The 11,887-nt window shown below is 53.4% G+C and carries 7 protein-coding genes, 1 pseudogene and 1 other annotated feature; of the genes and pseudogenes, 5 read left to right on the top strand and 3 right to left on the bottom strand.

Annotated elements, in window-relative coordinates; all coding sequences use genetic code 11:
- On the bottom strand, nucleotides 1-1,580 hold a 1,580-nt coding region (locus VK92_RS42180), incomplete at its 3' end, for a condensation domain-containing protein (protein WP_156190774.1).
- Between the two features lie 999 nt (nucleotides 1,581-2,579).
- Between VK92_RS42180 and VK92_RS33065 the strand changes: the two genes are divergently transcribed.
- Nucleotides 2,580-3,817 (top strand): IS3 family transposase gene (locus VK92_RS33065; protein WP_122982972.1). Its coding sequence is split into 2 segments (ribosomal slippage): nucleotides 2,580-2,871 and nucleotides 2,871-3,817, totalling 1,239 coding nucleotides; the frame shifts between segments, so codons are not numbered across the junction.
- Nucleotides 2,861-2,977: a sequence feature (AL1L pseudoknot), on the top strand. (Overlaps the previous gene by 117 nt.)
- A 144-nt stretch (nucleotides 3,818-3,961) precedes the next feature.
- On the opposite strand, the pseudogene VK92_RS42175 reads toward VK92_RS33065, so the two are convergent.
- Nucleotides 3,962-4,096: pseudogene (locus VK92_RS42175) on the bottom strand (IS256 family transposase); the annotation flags it as partial.
- Nucleotides 4,097-5,940: 1,844 nt separating this feature from the next.
- Here VK92_RS42175 and lplT point away from each other — a divergent pair.
- Nucleotides 5,941-7,254: a lysophospholipid transporter LplT gene (gene lplT, locus VK92_RS41025; RefSeq protein ID WP_082160942.1), complete on the top strand. Its 1,314-nt coding sequence runs from the start codon at nucleotides 5,941-5,943 to the stop codon at nucleotides 7,252-7,254.
- A 64-nt stretch (nucleotides 7,255-7,318) separates the two neighbouring features.
- Nucleotides 7,319-8,587 carry an MFS transporter gene (locus VK92_RS33055; protein WP_082160943.1) on the top strand — a complete coding sequence of 423 codons (1,269 nt, stop codon included), beginning with the start codon at nucleotides 7,319-7,321 and terminating at the stop codon, nucleotides 8,585-8,587.
- Nucleotides 8,588-8,682: 95 nt separating this feature from the next.
- Here VK92_RS33055 and VK92_RS33050 read toward each other — a convergent pair whose 3' ends face one another.
- Nucleotides 8,683-10,050, bottom strand: a complete 1,368-nt coding sequence (locus VK92_RS33050) for a tyrosine-type recombinase/integrase (protein WP_165589153.1) — start codon at nucleotides 10,048-10,050, stop codon at nucleotides 8,683-8,685.
- A 356-nt stretch (nucleotides 10,051-10,406) separates the two neighbouring features.
- On the opposite strand from VK92_RS33050, the gene bamC reads away from it, so the two are divergent.
- Together bamC and VK92_RS42170 are read left to right on the top strand one after the other, a co-directional pair.
- Nucleotides 10,407-11,615: an outer membrane protein assembly factor BamC gene (gene bamC / locus VK92_RS33045; RefSeq protein ID WP_021162411.1), complete on the top strand. Its 1,209-nt coding sequence runs from the start codon at nucleotides 10,407-10,409 to the stop codon at nucleotides 11,613-11,615.
- A 133-nt stretch (nucleotides 11,616-11,748) separates the two neighbouring features.
- The coding region (locus VK92_RS42170) for a transposase domain-containing protein (protein WP_197092561.1) at nucleotides 11,749-11,887 on the top strand (139 nt) is incomplete at its 3' end.

The raw sequence follows: 11,887 nt of genomic DNA, 5'->3' as shown, positions 1-11,887 counted from the left end.
TCGGGGCCGACACCGTGCTCGCGCAGGTAGTGGGCGAGCTGGTTGGCGCGGGCATTGAGCTCGGCGTAGCTGAGGTGTTGGTCACCGTAGACGAGTGCGGTGGCCGAGGGTGTCTGGCGGGCGTGCTGTTCGACGAGCTCGTGCAGGGTGAGATGCTGCCCCTCGAAGCTGCAAGCAGTGTCGTTGAATTCCCCGAGTAGCTGGTCTCGCTCGGACTTGCCGATAAGCGGAACTTGGTGACTAGGAAGGGCTCCCCGCTTTGCAATCAAGGCGAATATCTCTCGCAAATAGATCACAAAACGCTCAGCCTCGATTTGGTAAGTCTGACCTCGCCGAAAATGAACTGTTACGGGGATGTCTTCATCGAAGTGATAGTCCCGGACATACACTGCAAGCGCGGTTCGCTCGTAGCCGCTCTCAAACTTGCGAACCTTTACGCGTCTGCCGTCAATATGCACATCATCGCTGTCATGGAATTTTTCGTGCGAAAAAAGCACGTCGTACAAAGTACCCGTTCGACTGGGCCCACGGCGTCTAGTTGAATCTACTCGAGCAAACTGGAAGTGCCGGTGACGATATGCACTCCTAAGTTGAGCAGACACGTCTTTGCACATCTGCTCAATAGCAAGCTCGTCGCCGGTTTCCACCAAAATCGGTAACACCGTGGAAATCATCCCGACGCCTTGCGCTTTCTCAATTGTGGTGGTTCGATTGTGGCTTGAGATGCCGATGGAGACCGCGTCTGATTGCCTAACCTTGCTGCAAACTGTTGCGAGACAAGCGATAAAAAAATTCGCCATCGAAATTTGGCTGCGAGCAAGAACTTCCTCGGTCAGGCTATATTCAGACCTCGGGATGCCGATCGAGATATTTTTGCTTTTTTCGTGACGCGGACGATAATCTCGTTCCTTGAGATTTGCCAGGTTTGAAAGATCAAATTTTCGATTCCAAAATAGTTGATCGCTGCTGAAGCGAGCAGAACGGAGATATTGTTCTTCACGATCCGGAATCGAGGCGAAGGTGAAGTCGGATAAGACATTGGGGTTTAAGCCAGAAGCGAGAGTGTCGTAGGTCTTGCAAATATCTCGTATGATTAATGCAACTGAAAAACCATCTGCAATTATGTGGTGAAAACGATAGACTAGCCAGGTTTCTGACTCCCCTACCTGCACAATGTGAACGCCCCACAGGCTGGACTCGCCAGTGAGGTTCATCGGTTTCTCAACAAACTCTAACGCCAGAGACCGAGCGGCGTCACGCTCCAGACGATTGTCGAGGATGGTGGTTGTCGGTATTGCGAGATTGATCGAATTTGCGATGCGTTGCGAAATGCCATCATCTGATTCGGAGATGGTAAGTCTGAGGGTGTCGAATTTTCTTGCGGAATATTGGATCGATGCCTTGAGCGTCTCGATATCTATCTTTCTCGGGATTTCCACAATCCCGCCGAGATTATATGCGGTGCTTTCGGGGTGAATTGCTTGATCTGTATAAATGGATTCCTGAGCCGAACTGAGTGAAAAGCTCCCGATTCCATCGAAATTGCGGACTACTTGCACGAATTCTTGACAGTTGTTCACGTTGCTCTCCTATCTTGCGCGGTCGCACACACGAAGTCGCGACAACGCGCCATTCAAATTCATCTCGGTTTGCCCCTGAAAAACGGCGGGTCGAAGTCGCTTGGATCATGCGCGATGTAAGGAAAATCAATCGTTTCGAAAATTATTTCGGGCAGTAATAAGCCATCGCTCAGTTTGAAGCGAATATAAGTTATGAAATAAATTTTCGCGAATGAGTTTCCCCTGGCTGCCACGTTAAGAGGTTGCCGGGAAATATCGAGCGCAGATGGAAAAGCGATTCGCTTTTAACTTGGTGAATCAGGCGTGATGGCAGCCCCTATATCTCATTTCGAAGGAAATCAACGGGATGCGCACACCGAGCTATCTCTTACAGAGGGATAGAGAGCCCTGGTGCGTAGCCGAAGCATATAAAGATGTCGAGATCGTTACATACACTTTGTTCAACTTGAAATTGCTGGACGATAAGCACACATTTGCGGGCTATAGATATAAATCGTCAGACAGATTCCGTCAAGAGAATTAAGTGAACCATGCATACATAACTCGCATTCGCCGTTGGTTAAGTCGAAATACCCTGGCAAAATTGTCAGGTGGTCATGCGTCGCTTAAATCTCAATCGAGTGGGATTGGTCAGGCGTGCGCGCCGTTGAGTGGTAAGGCCCGCGGCTATATTGCGCCGGAGTGTTCGCCACGAAAGATGAAATTTCAGATTGGCTGGATTGTTTTCTGAAACTGAAATATTCGGTCGAATAGTTTCTTGATTGGGCGATTGGATAGATGCTCGCGATGTCGATGCGACGCTAATGCCCGAGATTCCAGGAGGGGAATTGGCGTGCTTTGTGGAGGCTCGGATTACGCGATTGTCTTTCGTGAGCTCGGTGATGGACTCGAAGCTGAGTGGGTTGCTTGAATTTTTGCGCAGTGTTCACCGCGGTTGTCGATGTCACAATGAATCGCCCCGAGTTTTGTGGAGGCTCCAACTCTTGAGAGAATGGAGCCATGAACAAGAAGCCAAGCAAGTTTTCCCCAGAAGTCCGAGAGCGCGCAGTGCGCCTGGTACGCGAGCAGCGTAGCGAGCACCCGTCGATGTGGGCGGCCGTCGAATCGATTGCGCCGATGATCGGCTGCACGGCGCAGACGCTGTTGGATTGGGTTAAGCGCGACGAGGTCGACCGTGGAGAGCGCGATGGCGTGAGTACGGCCGAGCGTGAACGTATCAAAGCCTTGGAGCGCGAGGTCAAGGAACTGCGCCGGACCAATGAGATTCTCAAACTGGCGAGCGCGTTTTTCGCCCAGGCGGAGCTCGACCGCCGTTTCAAGTCCTGAAGGCCTTCATTGATCAGCATCGCGACACCTTCGGGGTCGAGCCGATCTGCAAGGTCTTGCGGATTGCCCCGTCGGGCTACCGACGCCATGCAGCACAACTTCACGATCCGTCGAAACGCTGCGCCCGCGCGAAACGCGATGAGCTTTTGCAACCGGAGATCAAGCGTGTCTGGCAGGCCAACATGCAGGTCTACGGCGTGCCGAAGGTCTGGAAGCAGATGAACCGGGAAGGCATTGCGGTGGCATGCTGCACGGTCGGACGGTTGATGAAGCTGCAGGGCTTGCGTGGCGCAGTTCGCGGTAAGCGTGTTCGCACGACGATTGCCGAGGTGAGCGCGCCGCGCCCGCTGGACCGAGTCAACCGGCAGTTCAAGGCTGACCGACCGAATCAGCTCTGGGTGTCGGATTTTACGTATGTCTCGACATGGCAAGGCTGGCTGTACGTGGCATTCGTGATCGACGTGTTCGCCCGCCGTATTGTTGGCTGGCGCGTCAGCTCGTCGATGACCACGGACTTCGTTCTGGATGCACTTGAACAAGCGCTGTACGCCCGCCAACCGGGTGAGGACGGGACTTTGATTCATCATTCCGACAGAGGGTCTCAATACGTCAGCATCCGCTACAGCGAACGGCTGGCTGAGGCCGGCATCGAGCCGTCGGTCGGCAGCCGAGGCGACAGCTACGACAATGCGCTGGCCGAGACGATCAACGGCCTGTACAAGACGGAACTGATTTATCGGCGCGCCCCTTGGAAAACGAGGGAATCCGTCGAACTGGCAACGCTGGAATGGGTGGCCTGGTACAACCATCATCGGCTGATGGAACCGCTCGGCTATATCCCGCCCGCTGAGGCTGAGGCAAACTACTACAGGCAACTCAGAAATGCCGCTGACGTGTCCGCATTAACTTAAACCAACCAGCCTCCACGATTCCCGGTGCGGTTCACAAATGTGCAACAACGATGGAGCTGGAAGCTAGGCAGGGTTGGTTCGACGCGGATAAAGGCGTGCCTGAACCTGTCCGCATTTTTGTGGGCGAGGCGGTTGAACAGCACGTTATCCACGCGCCTGCATAAATCGCTCGCCGAACAGGATAGCAAACTGGTTCATTGCTGATTTCCAGTCGAACGCGGACCGCACGGTCTTGGCCAGTACGTTGCGCAGCGCCAGCCAGAGCAGCTTGATGGCAGCCGTCGTCATTCGTCGCTCGGCTTTGTTTCCCCGGAGCGGTTCCTTCGGGATTGGATCAAAGCAGACCAAGGATGTGGTCGCATAACTCGGGACCGTCGGAAGGCGAAAAACCGAGGGAAGCTCAAGTCCTTGTGCCCTCAGATACGTGGGGTTGCTCCAATTTTTCACAAATCTTCATACAAGTCATGCGAGAATCAACAATCGCCACTCCTCAATCTAGCCAGATTCATCGACTTGAGGGGCGTGGTGGAAAGCGACGTAGTGGGTGGATGTCGGAGCTTGTCCACCGCTCCAGCCGCATCAGGTTTGACTGGGACATGTGATTGACCAGCCTTGCTGGTCATTTGCAATCGAATGAACAATTGATCATGAGGATTTCGGATGCGATTGCCTATGACTGTCAACCAGGTCTGCGGAGTCTGCCGGCTCTCTGGGGAGGCGAGTGAACTAGGCATAGACAATTGATCGCAGGGAGGGCATGGGACGAACTTGGTGTGCCAAGGCGAGATCCGCATTTTCGCGACATTCGGCGTCATCGATGGCATCAACCTCATGAGCCCGATAGGTGACACTGCATCCCGCTGACGACTGCGATCAAACACCCACGGCGGGAACATCGCTGCAGTCGTGACATTCGCCGAATGTTGCTGTCTACCTCTTCCCAACTAACGCGTGGATTCGACTCAGAACACGGATCTCATACCTTGGCGACGTCAACGCAAGCATCAAACCTTCGTCGTCCGGTCAGGTTAAGGTTTCTTCGTCTCTTAGTTTGAAGGTCTGTCTCCTATGAGTCACAAATCGTGTGGTGTTGACGAATTGATCGTGAGCGGGCAGGGTGGCTTCCTCCTTAGCGTCGATCTTCGTCGAGCGACTGGTAGATTTACCGGGTTGCGGAACCTGTTTCCGTTGCACAAAAATCACACTCGCCTACTTTATGTGGGTCAGCGTAATTTTCTAGAGCCCCGCCTTGTCGAGATATTTGCCTTCGATGTTCGTTGCTGTCCCGAGATGCTTCTAAGTCGAAGCGTCATGGATTCGGCACGCGATGTAACTATGGGACGCCTTGTGCGAGCTCATGACTGTCCAAGGCGAGTGCTGAATAAGCATCGTTTTCGGCCTAGCCGTCGCCGATTACAACTCACGCGCGCCGGACTTGCTCCTTACAAAGCGGCTCAATTGAGTGTTGTTGGCGGCGTTAGAGGAAGTCGTGTGGGAGTCAGTCGCCACACTGACATAGTACTAAGATGCTTCACGCTAGTGGTCACACTACTGAGTCCAATCGAGCAGTCTCTCCCATTACCCTGGTACTTGCGATCCAGCATCGCTTATTGGCCGCGCCCCCGCGCGACGGGCAAGTTCGGCACCACGATATGCTCCGACTACCTCAAAGACCGAGGTCTGATCAAGAAAGGCGTGGTAGTGAAAGGTGGCCGAGATAGCTCGAGTGGTTTGCAAAGCAGTTCGATACTGCTAAGTGAAATTCTTGGGGCAAGAGTACCGCAGATTTCGAGATTTGAACTAGGGCGACTGGCTTGCCGAGTCTTTAATCTGCAAACAGGGCATCAAGCAGCTTCCACGTTTACATCGCCGATTGCGCCCGATCTCAACTATAAGAAATACGAAGTTGCGCGGCAACCATATCATTATTTTTGTCCGTTTAATTTTCGCGAACACATGCTGCCGCATCAAACGCGACGTGATTGGCGTGTCGATACATCAAATAAACGGTGTCCGAACAAAAAAATGGAAGATATTCGAGCGGATTCGAGATTCATTGCATCCATTTCATCAAGCTTCGTCGATAGTGCGATGCTTCCGTCAAGATTCAATAGGTCCGGTGAATGAAGAGTAATTTCTATATCGTAATTGCCGCTCAATTTTTCTCATCACTTGCGGATTCGGCGTTACTGCTGGTCGCGATTTCTGCCTTAGATTCTCTTCAATCGCCGCTCTGGTTCACGCCGCTCTTAAAGCTCTTGTTTGTTTTGCCATATGTTTTGCTCGCGGCTTTTGTGGGGGCCTTCGCTGATTCAATGCCGAAAGGGCGAGTAATGTTTATCTCGAATGCGATAAAAATATCTGGTTGCTCCTTGATGTTCTTCGGGGTGCATCCGTTGATTGCCTACGGTATCGCTGGATTGGGGGCTGCAGCCTATTCTCCAGCCAAATATGGAATCGTAACGGAGCTGCTGCCGCCTGAGCGTCTAGTCGCAGCCAACGGGTGGTTGGAGGGGTCCACTGTTCTTTCTATTATTCTCGGCACAGGGTTGGGTGGAATATTGGTTGGAAGTGGGCATATTTATAAATTGGCGCATCTTCCGATGCTGGAAAACATGGATCCGTGGGGAGCCGCACTATTAGTGTTGGGTGCCATCTATGTTGTTGCTGCGGTATTTAATCTTGGAATCAAAAGTACCGGTGCAGAATATTCCCGCCAGCTACATAGTCCTATCGCTTTGGTGCGTGAGTTTTCAGATTGTTTTTTGGTGCTTTGGAAAGATCGTTTGGCTCAAATTTCATTGGCGATGACGACTCTCTTTTGGGGAGTTGGGGCTTGCCTCCAATTTATCGTGCTCAAATGGGCTGAACATTCCCTCGATGTGACTTTGGCTGGAAGTACGATCTTTGTGGTTGTTGTTGCGATGGGGGTGACTATTGGTGCAGGTCTGGCCGCGTGGCTTGTTCCTCTGCGGAGGGCGATGAGTGCTTTGCCAATCGGTGCGATAATTGGGGTGTGTATTTCTGCGTTGGCTTTTGTGAATCGACGCTTTATCCCGGAATTGGATGTATCCTTTTTTGGATATGGGCGTGTTGAATTGTTGTTTATGGTTTCCTATGTGTTCATGTTTATTATTGGAGTCCTTTCCGGTTTTTTTCTCGTTCCCATGAATGCTCTCTTGCAGCATCGCGGCCATGTCTTGCTTTCCGCTGGGCACTCAATTGCGGTTCAAAATTTCAATGAAAATATATCCATTTTGACGCTGCTTGCCCTCTATTCGGCGGGTGTTTGGTTAGATGTCCCGGTGAATATGCTGATATTCAGTTTTGGGTCCTTTGTGATTCTGATTTCGACTTTAATTGTTCGTTGGCATTCCAGGAATGACAGGGCTGGCGCAGATTCGATGCTGAGTCGTAGTGCAGGGGATAATTTCTGATTTTTGAGTTGCGAGCGGCCGATGTATTTTCTGGAAATTAGTCATGCCATAATGGAGTGGTCCGGTGGGTAGATTTTTCGTTGTCTGGGTCGGTCAACTGTTTTCGGGGCTCGGTTCGACTGTTACAGCATTTGGCCTAAATATATGGGTTTATAAAACATCGGGATCCATCGCCTCGCTGTCGGGGGGGATGCTTCTCGCGCTACTTCCGATTGTTGCTCTGTCGCCATTCTCTGGGGTTGTGGCCGATAGATATAATCGACGAGTTATTCTGCTCGCGGCAGATATCTGCGGAATGGCTGTGGCAATGATATTGGCTATGCTTGTGTATGTTGGATACCTCACGATTATAGCGGTTTATGTATCCGTTTTTCTTCAGGCATGCGCTGGGGCGCTACGGTGGCCTGCTTACCAAGCGTTTGTCAGTGAGACAGTTCCCTCAGATAAACGGCGCCATGCGGTCGGTATGATGCAAATGTCGGAGGCGGTAAGTCAAATTGCTGCGCCGGCTCTTGGCGGCGCATTGTTTGCCGCTGTGGGCGCTGAAGGGGTCATCGTTGGCGACATAGCTACTTATGTGATTGCCATCGGGGCGTCGTTGATGATTGGCCCTATGGTTAGCGGCTCTTATGGGGCGACGCGAGAAAGTTTTTTTTTGAGTTTATCCTTAGCGTGGGATGTTATAAAGAGGGATGCTATGACGGCATCTTTGCTTGCATTCAATGCTGGAATCAATGCTGTGATCGGGGTTGCAACGGTTCTTGCGACTCCGTTTATCTTGAGTTTTGCGAATAGTCGCGAACTCGGAGTCGCAATGTCGATTGCGCTGAGTGGCATGCTCTTCGGTGGAATGGTGTCGATTCTTATGGGAAAACTAGATGGTCAAATTAAATTGATATTCTGGCTCTCGGTGATCGCCTCGCTCTCAATAATGATGGCGCCGCTTGTTGGGAATATTTATTGGTTTGCGGGGTTTGGGTTCATTTTTTTCTTCAGTGTTTCGTCAATTAATTCCGCGAACCAATTGGTTTGGCAGAAAAGTCTTCCGATCAAAATGCAGGGGCGGATTTTTTCATTGAAGCGGACGCTTGTTTTTATAGTGCTGCCGTTTTCTTACGTGGCCGCTCCTGCACTATCTTCGGTGCTAAAGGGTGTGGGAGGGGATCTTATGTCCTCGGACTTCAATGTGTTTGCTGGGCGATTGTCTGGTGAACAAGCTGGAATCGCCGCGACTTTGTTTTTAAGTGGATTATTTCTGTTATGTGCTTCATCTGCTCTCTTGGTCCGTGGAAATGTATGGCAATATCGCCTGTCAGCTGATTTGGTGGAGTGAGGTTTTTAGAAATATCCTGGAGTTCTTAAATTTATCTCTTGAACTCAAGTGGGATGTAGGGACGCAGTCCGACTACCTGTCAGATCGAGTCCCGGCTAATACACCTGCATGGTGTGTTCGCTCGTTTCCGTTGCCCCATCATCGTCAGTTCGTTTGGCTGATTGATCCCGGCTCGTCAGTTGTTCCAGGCGTGCCCCTAGCAGGTGCCATGCGTCGCGCTTCTCGACCGTATATGGATACCGCTGATAGATTCGTTTCATGCGGTTCTGCTCGCGGTGGTTCATACACTTGTCGATCACGGTGGGCAATACTCCCGTCGACTGCATCAAGGTGGCGGCTGTTCGGCGCAAGTCGTGCGGAGTCCATTTTTCGTCGCCGAGAACGAGGGTGTTCGTTTTCGCAGTTCGGTTCGTATGTGCGCCACGCTCGTAAAAGACTAACTGACGGTCGGCAACCTGCTTGGTGATACTTTTGAGGTCAATGTGCGTTTCCGGTTTGTCCTTGTGTCGGCGGGCGGGTAGCAGCCATTCCTTACTGTTGGACAGCTGAAGCAGTGCGCTCATGTGCGTTGTGGCATAGTCAGATAGAAATATAACGTGTGCATCCCCGTTCTTCGCGTTCTCAACCGGGACGCGCCACGTTCGAAGTTCAAGATTGATGTCGCGCTTGCGTGCCTTAATGACCTCGCCCACGCGTGCGTTGGTTGCCAAGATCAGCATCAATGCGTGCTTTGTCATCTCCGGCAAGTTGGCGGACTCCAGGGCATTCGGAAAGGCGCCGATCTCATGATCGGAAAGGGTTCGTTCTCGTTCGGTGTCTGTCCCGCCGACATCCTTTTTTGAGACCATCATCAGAGGGTTGGCGGAAACGTATTCCCGCGCCAGGCACCATTTGATGAATTGTTTGAGATCAGTGAGCGTCCGGTTGGCGAGCCGGTTCGCGCCTCGCGCGATAATCGCGTCCAGTGCGGACATGATGTCAGAGCGGCGGACATCTTCAATCGCGATGTCACCGATCACTGGAAGGACATCCTTTCGGAATGCTCGACGGACTTCATGTCCGTTGTCTGCCCGCTTCTGCAGGGCGGAGTCGGCCCACTCGTTGAATCGCTGTTTGAACGTCTTGCGCGCAAGCTTTTCCTCGAGGGCGCGGACTTCTGCACTCGTGTCGACGAGCTTCTTCAGCCTTTCGATGCGTCTTTGTTCCAGCGGATCTTCCCCGGAACTGATGCGTGCACGCGCACGGTCGCGGGCATCTCTGATCTGGCGCAGGCTCGCCTTCGGAAACGTACCGAGACGGATCTCACGGACCCCGCCTCCTGCTCGATAGCGCAATGAAAATTGAACCGATATGCCCTTCACCCCGGCACGGACCACGCCAAAGACACCGTGTCCATCGGATAGACGACGGCCATTGTCAGCCGGAATTAGCCCTTGCAATTCCCTTGTGTTGAGTGTGCTCATTGCAACCTCCGGGAAAAATTGCCCCCACATTTGCCCCCACAAATCCGGAAGCTTGGGGCGTATTGTAACGGAATTGCTAGGTCAAGATCTCCTGAAAGTGTCATTGAAATCAAATGGATACGTTGATTTGTCGGATGCCGGGGGAACTCGGCGGAAGCGACAAAAAAGTGCATGGGGTGCAGGTGGTCGGAGGTTCAAATCCTCTCGCCCCGACCAGACAAGAACCCGCGTCAGCTTGGGCTGACGCGGGTTTTTTCTTGCCGGTCGCTTTTTTGCACATCGCGGCGCGGCCCCGGTAAAATGCAAGGTTGATCCACGGAAAGCGCCGTGATTTAGCGGAAGAGGATTCCCCGAACATGACTGATCTTCGTCTTACCATGCGGTTCGCTGCAGTGCTCGCCACCGGCGCGCTCGTCGCCGGTTGCGGTACGTCGTCGCCCACGAAAGTGGACTACAAGAGCGATTCGAAATCGAAGGAAGCGTCGCTCGCAGTGCCGCCCAACATGCTCGACGAGACGGCCGATCAGCGTTCGCTGCCGCCCCAGGGCGGCGCGACTTCCCTGTCCGCGCTTCAGCAGGTCCAGCAGGCGGCACCTGCGCTGGACACCGTTGCTCCGGCCGTGGCCGGTATGCATATCCAGCGCGACGGCACCGAGAGCTGGCTCGTGATCGACGGCAAGCAGCCGGCCGACGTCTGGACGCAGGTTCGCCGCTTCTGGCAGGAGCAGGGTTTCCTGCTCGTCGTCGACCAGCGCGACAAGGGCGTGATGGAAACCGACTGGAACGAAACCCATCCGCAGATCAACGACGGCCTGATCCGCAGCGTGATCTCGAAGGCGATGGGCAACTCGTACGTGACGGCCGAGCGCAACAAGTACCGTACGCGTCTCGATTCGGCGCCGAATGGCGGCACCTACGTGTTCATCAGCCAGAAGGGGATGCGTGAGGCGATCACGGGCGCGAACAACGATTCGAGCAAGTGGGAACCGAAGCCGAACGATCCGGCGCTCGAGACCGAATACCTGAAGCGGTTGATGGCCGTGCTCGCCCAGAACGAGCAACGCGCGAAGAACGGCGAGCCGCCGATCGCGAACATCAAGGACAACACGATCCCGAAGGACAAGAAGGCGGACACCGACGCGTCGTCGAAGGCGGCTGCCGCGATTGCCGCGCAAAACGTCTCCCGCACGTCGGCGCAAGGCAACGATACGGCCGACGCGGCCGTGCCGTCGGAGGTCACGCTTGGCGAGCCGTACGACCGGTCGTGGTTGCACGTCGGTCTCGCGCTCGATCGTGCGAACTTCACGGTCGACGATCGCGATCGCACGAAGGGCCTGTATTTCGTGCGTTATGTCGATCCGAAGGATCTGACTTCGGCCGAACAGGGCTTCTGGAGCCAGCTGTTCCACGGCAAGAAGGAAAAGCAGGCGAAGCAGTACCGTGTCAACGTGAAGGCGCTCACGGCCGACCAGACACGCGTGGCGGTCGTTGACGATTCGGGTGCGATCGACACATCGTCGCCGGCTCGCCAGATCATGGGGTTGCTCGTGAATCAGCTCCGCTGATTTCCGCGGTTTCTCCGCACCAATGAAAAGCCCGCCACATGGCGTAATGCCGTTCAGTTAAGCAACTGAACGGCATTTTTGTTTTTAGGGTTGGAGTTGTAAACAGAGCGGCAAGCTGTTAACTTGGTCAGCGATGCTGAACGACCACCTGACCTTTCTTCTGGATGCAGCACCTGCCGACCTGAGTCGGCTCTGCGAGCATCTGCCACATAACTGGATCGAACAGGCCATCGAAGCGACGGGCACGACCAGCATTCGTCGGCGGCGCTTAC

The organism is Burkholderia sp. LK4 (assembly GCF_001043615.1).
GTDB classification, from domain to species: Bacteria; Pseudomonadota; Gammaproteobacteria; order Burkholderiales; family Burkholderiaceae; genus Burkholderia; species Burkholderia cepacia.
Note: the sequence above shows the minus strand (reverse complement) of the source record. Positions and strands in the feature narration are given on the sequence as shown.

What these genes read in the sequence shown, in the direction of transcription:
- lplT (WP_082160942.1), top strand. Translation starts at nt 5,941, where the DNA reads ATGAAGAGTAATTTCTATATCGTAATTGCCGCTCAATTTTTCTCATCA.
- bamC (WP_021162411.1), top strand. Translation starts at nt 10,407, where the DNA reads ATGACTGATCTTCGTCTTACCATGCGGTTCGCTGCAGTGCTCGCCACC.
- VK92_RS33050 (WP_165589153.1), bottom strand. Translation starts at nt 10,050, where the DNA reads ATGAGCACACTCAACACAAGGGAATTGCAAGGGCTAATTCCGGCTGAC.